Consider the following 17,042-nt stretch of genomic DNA (forward strand, 5'->3'; position numbering starts at 1 on the left):
GCCGCCCCTACCCGTCCCATCCTTCTGGGGCTCCGCCCCAGACCCCGCCAGGGGCTCTGCCCCTGGACCCCGCTATCGGCCTAACGGCCTCGTCCTCAAACGCCGGACAGGCTGATTGGTGCCTCCCCCGCCCCGCTCACTGCAAGGAAGCAGCCATGGGTACGAATCTGNCTCGTCCTCAAACGCCGGACAGGCTGATTGGTGCCTCCCCCGCCCCGCTCACTGCAAGGAAGCAGCCATGGGTACGAATCTGAACAGGAAGTTCGCCGTCCTCACAGCCGTCGCGGCCCTCGCCCTGACCGCCACCGCCTGCAACTCGGCCTCGGGATCCGACGGTTCCGGAAGCACGAAGATCGGCATGTCGATCTCGACGCTCAACAACCCGTTCTTCGTGCAGCTCAAGAAGGGCGCCGAGGCGGAGGCCAAGGCCCTGGACGTCGACCTGACCGTCAACGACGCCCAGAACGACGCCTCGCAGCAGGCGAACCAGCTGCAGAACTTCACCGGCCAGAACGTGAAGGCCGTCATCATCAACCCGGTGGACTCGGACGCCGCCGCGCCGTCGGTGAAGGCGGCCGACAAGGCGGGCATCCCGGTCGTCGCCGCCGACCGCACGGTCAACGGCGCCGACCTGGCCGCCACCGTCGCCTCCGACAACGTCGAGGGAGGACGGCTCGCTGCGAAGGCCCTGGCCGAGAAGCTGGGCGGCAAGGGCAAGGTCGTCGTCCTTCAGGGCACCTCCGGAACGTCCGCGAGCCGTGAGCGCGGCCAGGGCTTCGCCGAGGGCATCAAGGCCTACCCGGACATCAAGGTCCTCGCCAAGCAGCCCGCGGACTTCGACCGCACCAAGGGCCTGGACGTCATGACGAACCTCCTCCAGGCGCACTCGGACGTGAACGGTGTCTTCGCCGAGAACGACGAGATGGCGCTGGGCGCGATCAAGGCGCTGGGCAGCAAGGCCGGGAAGTCGGTCATGGTCGTGGGCTTCGACGGCACGCCGGACGGTCTCAAGGCCGTCAAGGACGGCAGTCTGTACGCGTCGGTGGCGCAGCTGCCGAAGGAAATCGGCAAGATCGCGATTCAGAACGCGGTCAAGGCGGCGAAGGGCGAGAAGGTCGAGCAGACGGTCAAGGTGCCGGTGAAGGTGGCCACGGCTGAGAACGTGGGCGAGTTCAGCGGCTGACACGGGAGGTGGCCGGGCGGGGGGATCCGCTCGTCCCGTCCGGCCACCGACCGCGTAGGGGTCCAACTCACCTGCACAGGGAGACAGTTCATGTACGACTACGACCTCCTGGTCGTGGGATCGGCCAACGCCGACCTGGTGATCGGCGTCGACCGCCGTCCCGGTGCCGGGGAGACGGTCCTCGGCTCCGATCTGGCCCTCCACCCGGGCGGCAAGGGCGCCAACCAGGCGGTCGCCGCCGCCCGCCTCGGGGCCCGTACGGCGCTGCTGGCCCGCGTCGGCGACGACGCGCACGGCCGCCTGCTCCTCGACTCGCAGCGGGACGCCGGAGTCGACACGGCCGCTGTTCTGGTCGGCGGGGCGCCCACCGGCGTCGCGCTGATCACGGTCGATCCGTCGGGCGACAACAGCATCGTGGTGTCGCCGGGCGCGAACGGACACCTGACCCCGAAGGACGTCCGCGCGGCCTCGGCCCTGCTCGCCGCCTCCCGGGTGATCTCGGCCCAGCTGGAGATCCCCCTGGAGACGGTCGTGGAGGTCGTACGGGGCTTGCGGCCCGGCACCCGTTTCGTACTGAACCCGTCCCCGCCCCGGGAGTTGCCCGAGGACGTGCTCGCCGCCTGCGACCCGCTGATCGTGAACGAGCACGAGGCGCGGGTGGTGCTCGGCGTGGACACCGGCGACACACCGGAGCAGTGGGCCGAGGCGCTTCTCGCCCTCGGCCCGCGCTCGGTGGTCGTCACCCTGGGGGCGGACGGCGCGCTGGTCGCCGACGCTGCCGGATCGGCCCGTGTCGCGTCCGTGAAGGTCGACGCCGTGGACACGACGGGTGCGGGCGACGCCTTCACCGCGGCGCTGGCCTGGCGGCTGGGGCTCGGGGAGTCCCTGGCGGAAGCCGCGCGGTACGCGGCGCGCGTGGGTGCCGCGGCCGTCACCCGGGAGGGCGCCCAGGACTCCTTCCCCACTGCCGAGGAGGTCGCCGCCCTGTGAAGAAGGCCGGAATACTGAACCGCCATCTCGCCGGCGCCCTGGCCGAGCTGGGCCACGGCGACGGCGTACTGATCTGCGACGTCGGCATGCCCGTCCCGGCGGGCCCACGGCTCGTGGACCTGGCCTTCCGGGCCGGGGTGCCGTCCTTCGCCGAGGTGCTCGACGGCCTCCTGGCGGAACTGGTGGTGGAAGGCGCCACGGCCGCCACCGAGATCCGCGAGGCGAACCCGGCGGCGTCGGCCCTGCTGGACGCGCACTTCCCGGAGCTGGAGCTCGTCTCACACGGGGAGCTGAAGGAACTGTCGGCGGGCGCGCGCCTGATCGTACGGACCGGCGAGGCCCGCCCGTACGCGAATGTGCTGCTGCGCTGCGGGGTCTTCTTCTGACGTACCTTCCGCGAAAGCCTTCCGCACAAGCTTCGAGGGGGCCTGATCCGTCGATCAGGCCCCCTCGGTTTCCCTCCCCGATCAGAACCCCCCGCGATCCCCCCGGATCCCCCTCCAAGAAGTTCTGACGCCAGGTACGACCCACGTGATGCGGGGAGGGTTGTACGGACTCTGAAGATTTTTTCGCGGACCTCAGCGGGACCTCAGCGGGACCTCAGCCGTCCTCTGCACGGACGCGGTCGGCGATGCCCAGCGTCAGCGTCTCCGCACGGTCCTGGAGGTTCCACTTCCCGTCCTGGTAGGCGTGGTTGCTCACCCAGAACACCAGGACGCCGTCGCGCGGCCACCGCGCGAGCACCCCCAGCGACCACCCGTTGCCGCCGCTGTGCCAGGCGAGGGGGCCGTCGGGGGTGTCAGTGACGACCCAGCCGTACCCGTAGTACGACTCACCGGGCCCGAACAGCTCGTCGGAGTCGGGGATCCGCACGCGGGGCGCGAAGAGCTTCTGCCTGGCCCGCGCCGGAAGGATCTCGTCGCCCGAGAGGGCGCGGTGCCAGCGGAACAGGTCACCCGCGGTGGAGAGCATGCCGCCGTTGCCGCGCAGGTTCCAGTACGGCCCGTCGGCGGCCCAGGGATGGTCGAAGGGCCTGCCCTTGCTCCGCCCCTCGCTGTCGTACTCCACCGCGACCAGGTTCCGCGGCCACCGAGGCAGCACGTATCCCGTCCGGTCCATTCCGGCCGGCGCGAACAGGTGCCGGGCCAGGAACGGCTCGTAGCCCTCCCCGGACGCCTCCTCGATGATCGCGGCGAGCAGGCTGTAGCCGGTGTTGGAGTAGTGGAACTCCTTCCCCGGGGCGGACAGCGGCTCGGACGCCAAGGCGCGGCGCACCAAGTCGTCGCGCGAGAGGGAGTCGTAGTCGTCGCCGAGCCCTTCGACCAGGCCTGATGTGTGCGTGAGCAGGTGCTCGATCGTGATGCCGCGCTTGTCCGCCGGCACCGGCCGCCCGAGGAACCGGCCGATCGGATCACTCACCCGCAGCCGCCCCATCACTTCCAGCTTCAGGATCGCTGCCGCGGTGAACTGCTTCGTGATCGACATGACGTCGTACACGGTGCGGCAGCTCGCGGGGGTGCCGGAGGCGCGGTCCGCCGTCCCGAACCCTCCGCAGTACGCGAGTTCGTCGCCGCGTGCGGCGATCACGGTGCCGCCGGACCCGGCGGGCAGGGTGCGGCGGAGGAAGCCGGCGATCGACTCCCCGTCGCGCGCCGTCGGAGACGCGGCGCCGGGCGGGGCCGCGCGCCCGGCGGCCGGCCCCTCGGCGCATCCGCCGAGCATCAGCAGACTCGCGAGGACTGTGGCGACTGCGCTCGTACGGCGGCAGCGAGGACGACAGTGAGGCAGACGCAGACCCATGCCCATATGACCTCCAACGTCGGGAATCTGCGCCGAGGTTGACCGCCGCTCTCGCCGTTCCTCAAGCTGTCAGGGTGTTCGAGCTTGTGCGAGCCCGTGTACGTCCAGCTCAACAGGGGGGACCACCACCATGGCCACAGCACCGCCCACACCGCCGGACACCGACACGGCCGCCTTCGTGGCGGCGCTGCGACGCCTCAAGGCGTGGTCGGGCCTGAGCTACCGCCAACTGGAACGCCGCGCGACCGAGGCGGGCCACACGCTGCCCTACTCCACGGCGGCGACCATGCTCGGCAGGGAACGGCTGCCCCGCGAGCAGCTGGTCGTCGCGTTCGTCGTGGCGTGCGGAGTGCGGGACGACGAGGCGGAGGCGTGGGTGGACGCGCGCACCACCATCGCGTGCCGGCACGTGGCCGCCCCACCGGCTCCGAACACGGGGTCCAAGCAGTCGTGGCGGTCACGGTGGGCGTTCGTCGGCGCGGCTGCGCTCGTCACGGCACTCCTCGGCGGGGCGGTGGCCTCCGGTGCCTTCACTGACGACCAGGAGGTACACGAGACGCGGACGTCTCTCCGTCTGTAGCGCGCTTGATCAGGGACAGCCAGCGCGGCAGGTCGATTTCGGCGCGTACGGTCTTGCCGGGCCGGTCGCGGTCCAGGACCTCCCAGCGGTCGGCGAGCGTCTCGACGAGGACGAGCCCGCGCCCCGCCTCGTCCAGCGCCCCCGCGGGCCGTACGTCTCCGGGGCCGGGCGGACGCCGCTCGGCCCGCGTGTCCGTCACCTCGATGCGCAGCGAACCCTGCACCAGGGCGAGCCGCAGCTCGAAGTCCCGGCCCGGCACCCGCCCGTGGGTCACCGCGTTGGAGGCGAGCTCCGCCACGATCACGGCGGCGGTGTCGGAGGCCTCCGATCCGTGCGGGATGCCCCAGGTGTGGAGCTGGTGCAGGGCGAGGTGACGGGCCAGTCGGGCGCCGAGCGGGGTGGCGCTGAAGCGCTGGACGAACGCACGTACGGTAACCGGGCGTTGAGGGGCGGACGGTGCTGTCATGCGCCCAATCTGGCGGCCCGGAGCGGCACTTCACCAGGTCGACACCGCGTACGCCGCGCGAGCGTACGCGGTTACGGACTGGACAGTACACGTAACCGTCCGTGACGATGGGCCGGTTGAGTGAGGTGCAGGGGGCAGGCACGTGCGCGGGAGGTGGCCGACGGTGGCCTACGAGACGGTCAGTACGGATGAGGCAACGGATGAGGGAGTGGCGGGCGGGCTGCCCGGCGCCGTCCGAGGCGGCGGCGAGCCGGAGTCCTCGGACAGTCTGCGGACGTTCGGCGCGGTGGTCCAGGCCTTGCGCGAGCACGCGGGCCTGAGCCGGGAGGAGTTCGCCGAGCTGGTGCGCTTCTCCAAGCACACGGTGGCTTCGATCGAGCTGGGGCGGCGTATGCCGGACGCGGCGTTCGTGGACCGGGCGGAGGAGGCGCTGGGCAACACGGGCGCGTTGCGGAAGGCCGTACGGCATCTGGCTCGGCAGCCGGGGTTGGCGGCGTGGTTTCGGCAGTGGGCGCGGTTGGAGGGTGCGGCGATCACGTTGTACACGTACGAATGCCGCATGATCCCGGGGTTGCTTCAGACCGAGGCGTACGCGCGAGCGTTGTCCGCCGAACAGTTGCCGCCACTGGACGACGAACAGATCGCGGAGCGGTGGGCCGCCCGGGTGGAGCGACAGCGCCTGCTGAAGGAGCGCGCGAACACCGCCTTCGGCTTCATCCTCGAAGAGCACCTGCTCCTGCGGCGAACGGGCGGCGTCGAGGTCACGCGGGAGCTCATCGGCCACGTGCTGGAGATCGCCAAGCTGCGGAACGTCGAAATCCAGGTCATGCCACTGGTGCAGGAGTCACACTCTGGGCTGCAGGGTCCGATCCGCGTGCTGGAAACCCCCGAGAACAGGTGGTTCGCCTACAACGAGGGGCAGGAAAGCGGCCAGTCGATCTCCGACGCGAAAGTGGTCAGCGTGCTCCAGAGGCGGTATGCCAGGATGCGTGCACAGGCTCTCGGCTTCGAGAACTCCGTGAGTCTGCTGGAGCGGATGCGAGGAGCGCTATGAGCACGTCCGAACTGGCCTGGTTCAAGAGCAGCTACAGCAGCGCGTCCGGCGACGACTGCGTCGAGGTCGCCCTCGCTTGGCACAAGTCCAGCTACAGCAGCGGCGGCGATTGCGACTGCGTCGAAGTAGCCACCTGCCCCGACACCATCCACGTCCGCGACTCCAAGAGCGCCGAGGGCCCCCACCTCGCCCTCTCCCCCACCACCTGGGCCGACTTCGTCTCGTACGCCGCCCAGGACTGACTCGCCGACGGCACCCGATCCACCCATGCACTCCGCGAAAGCGTGAACACTTTCCCCGAAAGTGTTCACGCTTTTCGCAACTGGTACCCCCGCAGAGGGAGACCAGAAAGGGGCTCCGCCATGCCGGTCCGTATCGAAGGCGATCGGCACCGAGTGCGGTAACCAGGTCACCGAGGAGGGCGACGGCCCGATGGGCCCGACGCGGCTCCGGCTGTCCAAGCCGGTGGCCGCCGCGATCGCCGGTTCCCGCAGGCGTGTCTGCGCGGTGACCGGGCGTCGGTCCTCGACCAGGAGGGCCTGGACGAGGCGGGGGCGATGCGCTCCGAACTCCGGTACGGCATGGGCGTACTGGCGGAGAGCCTGGAGGGAGCCTCCCGGTTCACCTCGGGCGCCAGACGGCACGGGTCGTTCACGGACATGTGAGGCCAACAGGTCCAGCAGGGCCGCGGCCTCACCCTCTCCCCAACCACCTGGGCCGACTTCGTCTCGTACGCCGCCCGGGGCTGACCGGTGCCGCCCGTCGGATGGCGGAGCGGATCTGGGCGACGGTGTCGGAGGGGCTCAGTTCGTGCCGCAGGTTCAGCAGGTAGCCGGCGGGGTGGCCGGCGAGGACCTGCCTTCGCTGGTCGAGTGCGCTGCTTGCCGCTCCGACGAGGCACCCGGCGACCACGCCCGCCCCGGTGACGACGGACGGCAGGTGCACAGCCCCGGCCAGTACGCCCAATGCCGCCGGCGGTGCGAGCGTCTGGAGACTCAGGACGGCTCGGACGGGCTGCATGCCGAGCCGGCCGAGCTCACGTTCCATCTCGTCGATCGGCTGCGCGATCTTGCTCTCGACGTGGTTGCGCAGCCTCGCCGCTCGCACCCCAGGGTCCGGTACCCCGCTGATCTCGACGAAGTCCGGCGTGAGCGAGTCGAGGAACTCGCGATAGCGCATCAGCTCCGGCAGCAGTCTCCGCCGGGCTTCGATGATCCGCTCGACCGGCACCTCGGCCAGGTCCCGGGGGACGACCGTCTGCATGGCCATCACCGCGAACACGTGGCTGTAGTCCGTCGGGCCTTCGATCGTCGTCCCGGTGTCGTCGGCGAGCAGGATCTCCGCCATGGCCTCGATCGTCCAGCCAGAGGTGACGGCGGAGATCAGCGCCTGATCGGTGACGGGAGTCATCCCGTTCTCCCTGGCGACGACGTCCGCGAGGATCGCCAGATAGACACCGGCCAGGCGAGGGTGCATCGCCAGGTCGCCGGTGTAGAGGACCTTCCCGTCGGACGCTCGGCGCCACTGGTAGCTCCTGGACACCAGCAGTCCGGCATCCGCCAGCCGTTGCGCCAGCTGATAGGACATCTTGCCCGGATGCACCTTCTCCAGCCGGGGATCGAGCGGCAGGAGCTCGTCGTACACCTCCCAAGTGCGCAGGGATTCAACACCGAGCGCGGCGGCCCCGTACCGGGGGATCAGCTCATCCTGGTGTCGGTCGAGGAAGTCGTAGAACAGCGCGTCGACTTGATCCTCGGTATCCACACGCCGCCGATCCGGAGGGGCGTAGCCACCTTCCACTCTCCCCAGGACGTCGTCGTCCACCCAGGACTCGTGGCCCCAGCCGGGCCTTACGTCAACGATGAAGTCGAACTCGTCCTTCAGACGCTTGACCGTGTCGGAGTCCCGCAGGCCGTAGTAGCCGAGCGGGCGGATCCGCCCGAGCTGTGGCCAGTGCAGGGCCGCGGCCTTGACCCAGGCGTCGGCGGGGAGGTTGACATACGGGAAGTAGAGCGCAACGTCACTCACAGGCAACACAATGCCCGCTCGCTGCCCGCCCGTGGAAGAGTCCACGGGCGGGCAGCGACTCCGGAGGGCTACGCCGCGTGTTCCACGAACCGCGCCGCCGTCTCCGCGAGGACCTCTCGCCCGTCCCGCGCCCACAACACGTCGTTGAACAGCTCGACTTCGATGGGCCCGGTGTAGCCCGCCGCCTCGACGTGGCCCTTCCACTCGCGCATGTCGATCGAGCCGTCGCCGATCTGCCCGCGGCCGGTGAGGACGCCCTCGGGCAACGGTGTGGTCCAGTCGGCCAGTTGGAAGGTGTGGATGCGGCCCGAGGCGCCCGCCCGGGCGATCTGGGCCGGAGCCGTGTCGTCCCACCAGATGTGGTACGTGTCGACCGTCACGCCGACCTGGTCCGCAGGGAAGCGTTCCGCGAGGTCCAGGGCCTGGGCCAGGGTGGACACCACGCAGCGGTCCGAGGCGTACATCGGGTGCAGGGGCTCGATGGCGAGGCGGACGCCCCGCTCGGCCGCGTACGGACCCAGCTCCCCCAGCGCGTCGGCGATGCGCTCGCGCGCGCCGTGCAGATCCTTGGAGCCCGCCGGGAGGCCGCCCGACACCAGGACCAGCGTGTCCGTGCCGAGGGTGGCGGCCTCGTCGATGGCCGCCCGGTTGTCGTCCAGGGCCTTCGCGCGCTCCTCCGGGTCGATCGCCGTGAAGAAGCCGCCCCGGCACAGGGTCGTGACCGTCAGCCCGGCGTCGCGGACCAGTTTCGCGGTCGCCTCCAGGCCGTACGACTGGACCGGCTCACGCCAGAGGCCGACACCCGGGACGCCCAACTCGACGCATGCCTCGACCAGTTCGGGCATGGACAGCTGCTTCACCGTCATCTGGTTGATGGAAAAGCGCGACAGTTCAGTCACTGGTTCACTCCGTACAGGGAGAGCAGGTTCTTCATGCGCGCCTCCGCCAGCGCCGGGTCCGGGAACAGGCCGAGCCCGTCGGCCAGTTCGTACGCGCGGGCGAAGTGCGGGAGCGAACGGGCCGACTGGAGGCCGCCGACCATCGTGAAGTGCGACTGGTGGCCCGCGAGCCAGGCCAGGAAGACCACGCCCGTCTTGTAGAAGCGGGTCGGGGTCTGGAAGAGGTGGCGCGACAACTCGACGGTGGGGTCGAGGAGTTCGCGGAAGCCCTCGGTGTTGCCGGTGTCCAGCACCCGTACGGCCTCGGCCGCCAGGGGCCCCAGCGGGTCGAAGATGCCCAGCAGGGCGTGGCTGAAGCCCTGGTCGTCGCCCGCGATCAGCTCGGGGTAGTTGAAGTCGTCGCCGGTGTAGCAGCGCACCCCGTCGGGGAGCTTGCGGCGCAGGTCGATCTCGCGCTGGGCGTCCAGCAGGGAGACCTTGATGCCGTCGACCTTGTCGGGGTGGGCGGCGATGACCTGCAGGAAGGTGGAGGTGGCGGCGTCCAGGTCGGTGCTGCCCCAGTAGCCCTCCAGCGCCGGGTCGAACATCGGGCCGAGCCAGTGCAGGATCACCGGCTCGGATGCCTGGCGCAGCAGATGGCCGTAGACCTCCAGGTAGTCCTCGGGGCTCTTGGCGACGGCGGCCAGGGCGCGGGAGGCCATGAGGATGGCCTGGGAGCCCGCCTCCTCGACCACGGCGAGCTGCTCCTCGTACCCGGCCCGGATCTCGTCGAGGCTGTACGGGTAGCCGATCTCGGTGGCGGGCAGCTGATCGGTGCCCACCCCGCAGGCGATCCGGCCGCCGACCGCCTTCGCCTCGGCCGAGGAGCGGCGGATGAGTTCGGCGGCCCCCGCCCAGTCCAGGCCCATGCCGCGCTGGGCGGTGTCCATGGCCTCGGCGACGCCCAGCCCGTGCGACCACAGGTGGCGGCGGAAGGCGAGGGTGGCGTCCCAGTCGACGACGGCGGGCGAGTCGGGGGACACGTCCGCGTACGGGTCGGCCACGACGTGCGCCGCCGAGAAGACCGTACGGGAGGTGAGCGGGGCTCCGGTGGTGACGGCGAGCGGTTCGGTACGCGGCGTATAGGCGCGCAGCTCCCCGCCCGCGCCCGGCAGTTGGATGGTCACAGCGAGATCTCCGGTACGTCGAAACGACGGCCCTCGGCCGAGGACTTCAGGCCCAGTTCGGCGAGCTGGACGCCGCGGGCGCCGGCGAGGAGGTCCCAGTGGTAGGGGGCGTCGGCGTACACGTGCTTGAGGAAGAGCTCCCACTGGGCCTTGAAGCCGTTGTCGAAGTCGGCGTTGTCGGGGACTTCCTGCCACTGGTCGCGGAAGACCTCGGTGGCGGGGATGTCGGGGTTCCACACCGGCTTGGGGGTCGCGCTGCGGTGCTGGGCACGGCAGTCGCGCAGCCCGGCGACCGCCGACCCCTCGGTCCCGTCCACCTGGAACTCCACCAGCTCGTCCCGGTTGACGCGGACGGCCCAGGAGGAGTTGATCTGGGCGATGGCGCCGTTCTCCAGCTCGAAGATGCCGTACGCGGCGTCGTCGGCGGTGGCGTTGTAGGGCTTGCCCTGCTCGTCCCAGCGCTGCGGGATGTGGGTCGCCGCCAGCGCCTGCACGGACTTGACCCGGCCGAACAGCTCGTGGAGGACGTACTCCCAGTGCGGGAACATGTCGACGACGATGCCGCCGCCGTCCTCGGCGCGGTAGTTCCAGGACGGGCGCTGGGCGGACTGCCAGTCGCCCTCGAAGACCCAGTAGCCGAACTCTCCGCGCACGGACAGGATCCGCCCGAAGAAGCCGCCGTCGATGAGACGCTTCAGCTTGAGCAGGCCGGGGAGGAAGAGCTTGTCCTGCACGACGCCGTGCTTGATGCCCTTGGCGGCTGCCAGCCGGGCGAGCTCCAGGGCGCCCTCGAGGCCGGTCGCGGTCGGCTTCTCGGTGTAGATGTGCTTGCCGGCGTCGATCGCCTTCTTGATCGCCTCCTCGCGGGCGGAGGTGACCTGGGCGTCGAAGTAGATGTCGATGGTCGGATCGGCGAGCACGGCGTCCAGGCTGGTGGACCAGTGCTCGAGTCCGTGCTGGTCCGCGAGCGCCTTCAGCGCGTGCTCGCGGCGGCCGACCAGAACCGGCTCCGGCCACAGCACGTCGCCGTCGCCGAGATCGAGGCCGCCCTGTTCGCGGAGGGCGAGGATCGAGCGGACGAGGTGCTGTCGGTAGCCCATGCGTCCCGTCACGCCGTTCATCGCGATGCGCACCGTCTTGCGTGTCACGTCATTCCTTTCGTACGTGTCCTGCGCCGGGTACGCCCCACAGGTGAACAGGTGAGCGTTACAGCAAGCGCTTTCTACCTGATGAGAAGCTAGCCTCTGTGCAGCGGATCGGACAAGACCGTGCGGTGGTGAGATATGCGGTCGTACGATCCGCGCCCTGAGGACGGCCGGCGTGGACGACACACCGACGAAGACGACGTAACCCGCGACAACGGTGTATCGACGTGGACGGCGTACCGACGAAGATGACGGACGACGTGGACGACGTACCGGCGTCGACAGGCGTGACCGGAGGACAACCAGATGACCGTGACCCTGGCGGACGTGGCGGCTCGTGCGGAGGTCTCGCCCGCCACCGTGTCCCGCGTGCTCAACGGCAACTATCCCGTGGCGGCATCGACGCGGGAGCGGGTGCTGCGGGCCGTGGACGAGCTGGACTACGTACTCAACGGCCCGGCGAGCGCGCTGGCCGCCGCGACCTCCGACCTGGTCGGGATCCTGGTCAACGACATCGCCGACCCGTTCTTCGGGATCATGGCGGCGGCGATCCAGTCCGAGATCGGCGGTCCGGGCGGGCGCGCGGGCGGGGAGCGGCTGGGCGTGGTCTGCAACACGGGCGGCTCGCCGGAGCGCGAACTCACCTACCTCACGCTGCTTCAGCGCCAGCGAGCCGCGGCGGTCGTGCTGACCGGCGGGGCCGTCGAGGACTCCGCGCACGCGGCGGCCGTCGCGACGAAGCTGCGGAAGCTGGCGGACGCGGGGACGCGGGTGGTGCTGTGCGGGCGGCCGCCCGCACCGGCCGGCACCGACGCGGTGGCGCTCACCTTCGACAACCGCGGCGGCGGACAGCAGCTCACCGAGCACCTGATCGAACTCGGTCACCGCCGCATGGGCTACATCGCGGGCCCGGAGGAGCGCACCACGACCCGCCACCGCCTGGAGGGCCACCGGGCCGCGCTGGCGGCGCACGGTCTTCCCGACGACCCCCGCCACACCGTGTACGGACGCTACGACCGGCGCTCCGGTTACGAGGCCACGCTCGAACTTCTGCGCCGCGACCCGGATCTGACCGCGGTCGTCGCCGCCAACGACACCGTCGCCCTGGGCGCGTGCGCCGCCCTGCGCGACTCCGGACTCCGTATCCCCGACGACATCTCGGTCGTCGGCTTCGACGACCTGCCCTTCAGCGTCGACGCCGTGCCCGCCCTCACGACGGTGCGGCTGCCGCTGTCGGAGGCCGGCGCCCGGGCCGGGCGGATCGCGATGGGCCGGGAGGAGCCTCCGCCGGGCGGGATCGCCACGGTGAGGGGAGAGTTGATGGTGCGGGGGTCCACCGGGGTGCCCAAGGGCTGACATGCGTTGCTCCTGAGCTGAACTCGAGGACGCGCATCGGGCGGCTTTCTGAAGCGCGGCGGGGCCGGCACTGCACAGCGGTGCCGGCCCCGCTCATGTCCCAGACGGGAGCTGAGTTCGTGCTTCGCCTGCACGGCGGGCCCGCCCTTCGCCGTTCTGCGCAATTCCGTGGACGAAGGGCCGGAGTCGGCCTACGCTCAGGTCAGCGATATCTCTGACTGAGTCAACTATCCGGGGGTGTGGCCCATGACCGTGCAGGACATCCGCTCGTTCAACCGCTTCTACACCAATGTCATCGGCGCGCTGGACTACAGTCGCCCGCTCTACGCGCCGTACACGCTGACCGAGGCCCGCGTGCTGTACGAACTCGTGCACTCGCCGCGCACGGACGCCGCCGACCTGCGTGCCGAACTGTCGCTGGACGCCGGGTACTTGAGCCGGATCCTGGCGAAATTCGAGCAGGACGGACTGATCGAGCGCACCCCCTCGGCGAAGGACAGCCGGCGCCGCCGTATCACGCTCACCGCGCGCGGACGCGAGACGGCCGATCTGCTCGACGAGCGTTCGGGGCAGGCCGTCGGGTCGCTGCTGGCCACGGTTCCTGCGGCCGAACGGCCGCGGCTCTCCGAGGCGATGGGCACGATCCAGGAGGTCCTCTCGACGGGCAGGCCGCCGCGCCGTGAGGACGTCGTCCTGCGCGAACCCGGCCCCGGCGACCTCGGCTGGATCGTGCAGCGCAACGCCGCGCTCTACACCGCCGACTACGGGTTCAACCTGGACTACGAGGGCCTCGTCGCGCGGATCGTCGCGGACTACGCGGAGGATCACGACCCGCACCTGGAGCGGGTGTGGATCGCGGAGCTGCACGGGCGTGCGGTGGGCTGCATCATGTGCGTACGGGACGAGGCACCCGGCGCCGCGCGACTGCGCCTCCTCCTCGTCGAACCGGACGCCCGCGGCCTGGGCATCGGCGACCGACTGGTGCGGGCCTGCGTCGACTTCGCGCGAGACGTCGGCTATCGCGAGATGGTCCTGTGGACTAACGACATCCTGTCCTCCGCCCGCCGCATCTACCAGCACCACGGCTTCGTCCTCGTCACCGAGAAACCGCACCGCTCCTTCGGCGTGGACCTCGTCGGCCAGGACTGGCGTCTGGACCTGCAGGGCACACAGGACTGACCGGAGCTGAACTGGGCTGACTGGGCCGAACTGGGCCGAACTGGGCTGAACGGAACTGACCGGAGCCGACCTGAACCACACGGGACTGCACACCCTTGCGCGGACGAGTGACGGGTATGGTCCACCGCATGAAACTGGCGTTCTCCACTCTCGGCGTGCCCGGACTCCCGATCCCCGACGTGGTACGGCTCGCGGCCACGCACGGCTACCACGGTGTCGAGCTGCGCGCTCACCCCGAGGAGCCGGTCCATCCGGGCCTCCACCTGCCCCAACGGGCGGACGTGGCCGCCGAGTTCAAGGCGGCCGGCATCGAGATCCTGGGACTGGCGGGATACGCGCGCGTGGCGGCTCCGGGCGACGACGAGCCCGTGCTCCAGGAGATCCGCGACCTCCTGGAGCTGGCCCGCGACCTCGGCGCGCCCTTCATCCGGGTCTTCCCCGGCGGGGGCACCGACCAGAGCCCCGAGGAAGCCGACGCGACGGCCGCGCGCCGCCTCGGCACGGCCGCCGAGTACGCCGCCGACCTCGGCGTACGCATCCTGCTGGAGACCCACGACTCGCACCGCACCGGCGCGGACGCCATGCGCGTCCTCGGCCTGGTCGGCCACCGCCAGGTCGGCGCCCTCTGGGACGTCATGCACACCTGGCTCGGCGGCGAACAGCCCACGTCGACGTTCCCCGCGCTCTCGCCGTACCTCGGGTATGTCCAGGTCAAGGACATCGCCTCCGCCGACGACACGACCCCGCTGCCGCTCGGCGCGGGAGTCCTCCCGCTCACCGAGTGCGTCGAACTCCTGAGCCGCGAGGGCTGGGACGGCTGGCTGTGCTGGGAGTACGAGAAGCGCTGGTACGAGACCGCCGCCCCTCTGCCGGACCTGCTGGGGCCCGGCCGGGAGCATCTGGCGCGATTGCTGAACGAGTCGGCGTGACCGAGATCCCTCCCCGCACCGTCGAAACCCCGGCCCCCGCGCCCCTTTGACCCCCTCCGCACCACTTTCCCTGAATCTCCGGAAACCGGGGAACCCTTATGCGCCACCCCCCGTCCAACCCGCAAGCTGCCGGATGAGTCTCCGCGGTGCGGTGTCGGCCCTCGCTGCTGGCTGCGATCGCTGACCAACCCTCTCCGCCGCCTGCGGCCGGCAGCACGCCGTCATCGGCGCGCCCCCTCCAACAGCGCCGATGGCGGCCCCTCTCTTGACGGGCAGAAATTTCCCCGATATCCGTGACTTCTTGGAAGTTTCCTTCACTCCCGCCCCTCCACGGGCCCTCGGGGCCCTCTCCGGAAGGAGCGCACGTGTACGAACGCAACGGGAAGTCCGGCACCTCCAGACGTACGTTGCTCGCCGCGGCAGCGGGTTCGGCGACGGCCGTCGCCGTCGGTGGAACCCCGGCCCGGGCGGACGACGACAAACGACACGACCAGCGGCTGCGCGCGCTCATCGCCCGTATGACCCTCGAAGAGAAGGTCGGCCAGCTCTTCGTGATGCGGGTGTACGGGCACTCGGCCACCGCGCCCGACCAGGCCGACATCGACGCGAACCTCAAGGAGATCGGCGTACGGACGGCCGCCGAGCTGATCGCCAAGTACCGGGTCGGCGGGATCATCTACTTCACCTGGGCGCACAACACCCGTGACCCGCACCAGATCGCCGACCTGTCCAACGGGATCCAGCGAGCCGGACTGGCTCAGCCGCGCGGCCTGCCCCTGCTCATCTCCACCGACCAGGAGCACGGGATCGTCGCCCGCGTGGGCAAGCCCGCGACGCTCTTCCCCGGTGCCATGGCGCTCGGTGCGGGCGGCTCGCGCCCGGACGCCCGCAGGGCGGGGCAGATCGCGGGCGCGGAGCTGCGCGCGCTGGGCATCCGCCAGGACTACGCGCCGGTCGCCGACGTCAATGTGAACCCGGCCAACCCCGTCATCGGCGTACGCTCCTTCGGCGCCGACCCGCAGGCCGTGTCCCGTATGGTCGCCGCCCAGGTGAAGGGCTATCAGAGCGCCGATGTCGCGGCGACGGCCAAGCACTTCCCGGGGCACGGCGACACCGAGACCGACAGTCACTACGGCTTCCCGGTCATCGAGCACACGGAAGAGCAGTGGGGGCAGCTGGACGCGCCCCCGTTCAGGGCGGCGATCGCGGCCGGTATCGACTCGATCATGACCGCCCACATCATGGTCCCGGCGCTCGACCCGTCCGGCGACCCGGCCACGCTCTCCCGTCCCATCCTCACCGGCATCCTGCGTGAACGGCTCGGCTACGACGGGGTCGTGGTGACGGACTCGCTCGGCATGCAGGGCGTGCGGACGAAGTACGGCGACGACCGGGTGCCGGTACTCGCGCTCAAGGCCGGTGTCGACCAGCTGCTGAACCCGCCGAAGCTGGACGTCGCCTGGAACGCGGTCCTCCAGGCCGTCCGCGGCGGCGAGCTGACCGAGGCGCGCCTCGACGAGTCGATCCTGCGGATCCTGCGGCTGAAGGCGAAGCTGGGGCTGCTGAAGGACCCGTACGTCTCCTCTCGCGGCGTCGACCGCACGGTGGGCATCCCGGCGCATCTCAGGGCCGCCGACCGCGTGGCCGAGCGGACGACGACGCTGCTGGTCAACGAGGGCGGACTGCTGCCACTGTCCCGCCGTACACGGAAGAAGGTGCTCGTCGTGGGCGCCGATCCCGCGTCGCCGTCCGGGACCACCGGGCCGCCCACGACCGTACTCGCCACCGCGCTCACGGAGCTGGGCTTCACCGCCACCGCGCTGTCCACCGGCACGGCGCCCTCCGCGGCGGCCATCGCGCAGGCGGTGGCGGCGGCCCAGGACGCGGACGCGGTGCTCGTCGCCACCTACAACGTGACGGCGGCAAGCTCCCAGAAGACGCTCGTCGGCCAGTTGATCGCGACGGGACGTCCGGTGGTCGCGCTGGCCGTCCGCAATCCGTACGACGTGGCCCACCTGCCCGATGTGCGCGCGTACCTGGCGACGTACTCCTGGACGGACGTCGAACTGCGCGCCGCCGCACGGGTGATCGCGGGCCGGGTCGATCCGGCGGGCAGGCTGCCGGTGCCGGTGCAGCGGGCGGACGATCCGGCGCGGGTGCTGTACCCGATCGGGCACGGACTGCGTTACTAGGCATCAGCCGGACAGGGGATGACGTACAGCCGGGTAATCCGCCGTACGCGACGTACGCCGCACACCAGGCGCACC

15 protein-coding genes and 2 pseudogenes are annotated in these 17,042 nt (G+C 70.7%); 11 read left to right on the top strand and 6 right to left on the bottom strand.

Features of this window, described 5'->3' with window-relative positions; all coding sequences use genetic code 11:
- Positions 1 to 171: 171 nt before the first annotated feature.
- From FGD71_RS17325 to rbsD, 3 genes and pseudogenes are all read left to right on the top strand, one after another.
- Positions 172 to 1,183, top strand: a pseudogene (locus FGD71_RS17325) (D-ribose ABC transporter substrate-binding protein); the annotation flags it as partial.
- A 90-nt stretch (positions 1,184 to 1,273) separates the two neighbouring features.
- Positions 1,274 to 2,173 (top strand): ribokinase, encoded by a 900-nt coding sequence (locus FGD71_RS17330; RefSeq protein WP_119101350.1) that lies wholly within the window; start codon positions 1,274 to 1,276, stop codon positions 2,171 to 2,173.
- Complete coding sequence (gene rbsD / locus FGD71_RS17335; RefSeq protein WP_119101351.1) at positions 2,170 to 2,559, top strand: D-ribose pyranase; 390 nt, start codon at positions 2,170 to 2,172, stop codon at positions 2,557 to 2,559. The genes FGD71_RS17330 and rbsD overlap by 4 nt, the downstream gene beginning before the upstream one ends.
- Before the next feature lie 214 nt (positions 2,560 to 2,773).
- Here rbsD and FGD71_RS17340 read toward each other — a convergent pair whose 3' ends face one another.
- Entirely contained in the window at positions 2,774 to 3,895 is a 1,122-nt protein-coding gene (locus FGD71_RS17340; RefSeq protein ID WP_119101352.1) for a serine hydrolase domain-containing protein, read from the bottom strand.
- 208 nt (positions 3,896 to 4,103) lie between these two features.
- Here FGD71_RS17340 and FGD71_RS17345 point away from each other — a divergent pair, with 208 nt between their 5' ends.
- A complete protein-coding gene (locus FGD71_RS17345) occupies positions 4,104 to 4,553 on the top strand; it encodes a helix-turn-helix domain-containing protein (protein ID WP_119101353.1) in 450 nt (149 codons plus the stop codon).
- On the opposite strand, the gene FGD71_RS17350 is transcribed toward FGD71_RS17345, so the two are convergent.
- Complete coding sequence (locus tag FGD71_RS17350) at positions 4,504 to 5,019, bottom strand: ATP-binding protein (protein WP_119101354.1); 516 nt, start codon at positions 5,017 to 5,019, stop codon at positions 4,504 to 4,506. The two genes, FGD71_RS17345 and FGD71_RS17350, sit on opposite strands and share 50 nt — an antisense overlap.
- A gap of 220 nt (positions 5,020 to 5,239) precedes the next feature.
- Between FGD71_RS17350 and FGD71_RS17355 the strand changes: the two genes are divergently transcribed.
- From FGD71_RS17355 to FGD71_RS47990, 3 genes and pseudogenes are all read left to right on the top strand, one after another.
- Complete coding sequence (locus FGD71_RS17355; RefSeq protein WP_240436637.1) at positions 5,240 to 6,073, top strand: helix-turn-helix domain-containing protein; 834 nt, start codon at positions 5,240 to 5,242, stop codon at positions 6,071 to 6,073.
- Positions 6,070 to 6,315: a DUF397 domain-containing protein gene (locus FGD71_RS17360; protein ID WP_119101356.1), complete on the top strand. Its 246-nt coding sequence runs from the start codon at positions 6,070 to 6,072 to the stop codon at positions 6,313 to 6,315. Before FGD71_RS17355 ends, FGD71_RS17360 begins: the two co-directional genes overlap by 4 nt.
- A gap of 136 nt (positions 6,316 to 6,451) precedes the next feature.
- Positions 6,452 to 6,738 (top strand): annotated as a pseudogene (locus FGD71_RS47990) (Clp protease/crotonase-like domain-containing protein); the annotation flags it as partial.
- Positions 6,739 to 6,766: 28 nt separating this feature from the next.
- On the opposite strand, the gene FGD71_RS17370 reads toward FGD71_RS47990, so the two are convergent.
- The 4 genes from FGD71_RS17370 to FGD71_RS17385 all read right to left on the bottom strand — a co-directional run bounded on the left by FGD71_RS17370 (position 6,767) and on the right by FGD71_RS17385 (position 11,314).
- Positions 6,767 to 8,101, bottom strand: coding sequence for a DUF6236 family protein (locus FGD71_RS17370; protein WP_119101357.1), 1,335 nt, complete (start codon positions 8,099 to 8,101; stop codon positions 6,767 to 6,769).
- Between the two features lie 68 nt (positions 8,102 to 8,169).
- Positions 8,170 to 8,967, bottom strand: coding sequence for a sugar phosphate isomerase/epimerase family protein (locus FGD71_RS17375; protein WP_119101379.1), 798 nt, complete (start codon positions 8,965 to 8,967; stop codon positions 8,170 to 8,172).
- A gap of 29 nt (positions 8,968 to 8,996) precedes the next feature.
- A complete protein-coding gene (locus FGD71_RS17380) occupies positions 8,997 to 10,166 on the bottom strand; it encodes a dihydrodipicolinate synthase family protein (protein WP_119101358.1) in 1,170 nt (389 codons plus the stop codon).
- The gene (locus tag FGD71_RS17385; RefSeq protein WP_119101359.1) at positions 10,163 to 11,314 is read right to left on the bottom strand and encodes a Gfo/Idh/MocA family protein; all 1,152 of its coding nucleotides are present in this window, start codon (positions 11,312 to 11,314) and stop codon (positions 10,163 to 10,165) included. The genes FGD71_RS17380 and FGD71_RS17385 overlap by 4 nt, the downstream gene beginning before the upstream one ends.
- A gap of 303 nt (positions 11,315 to 11,617) precedes the next feature.
- Between FGD71_RS17385 and FGD71_RS17390 the strand changes: the two genes are divergently transcribed.
- From FGD71_RS17390 to FGD71_RS17405, 4 genes are all read left to right on the top strand, one after another.
- Positions 11,618 to 12,667: a LacI family DNA-binding transcriptional regulator gene (locus tag FGD71_RS17390; protein ID WP_119101360.1), complete on the top strand. Its 1,050-nt coding sequence runs from the start codon at positions 11,618 to 11,620 to the stop codon at positions 12,665 to 12,667.
- A gap of 246 nt (positions 12,668 to 12,913) precedes the next feature.
- Entirely contained in the window at positions 12,914 to 13,846 is a 933-nt protein-coding gene (locus FGD71_RS17395; protein WP_119101361.1) for a bifunctional helix-turn-helix transcriptional regulator/GNAT family N-acetyltransferase, read from the top strand.
- Positions 13,847 to 13,974: 128 nt separating this feature from the next.
- The gene (locus tag FGD71_RS17400) at positions 13,975 to 14,775 is read left to right on the top strand and encodes a sugar phosphate isomerase/epimerase family protein (protein ID WP_119101380.1); all 801 of its coding nucleotides are present in this window, start codon (positions 13,975 to 13,977) and stop codon (positions 14,773 to 14,775) included.
- 365 nt (positions 14,776 to 15,140) lie between these two features.
- Positions 15,141 to 16,967, top strand: a complete 1,827-nt coding sequence (locus FGD71_RS17405; protein WP_119101362.1) for a glycoside hydrolase family 3 protein — start codon at positions 15,141 to 15,143, stop codon at positions 16,965 to 16,967.
- The last annotated feature ends 75 nt before the right edge of the window (positions 16,968 to 17,042 follow it).

Origin of the sequence: Streptomyces sporangiiformans (genome assembly GCF_005768555.2) — a bacterium.
Lineage (GTDB): Bacteria > Actinomycetota > Actinomycetes > Streptomycetales > Streptomycetaceae > Streptomyces > Streptomyces sporangiiformans.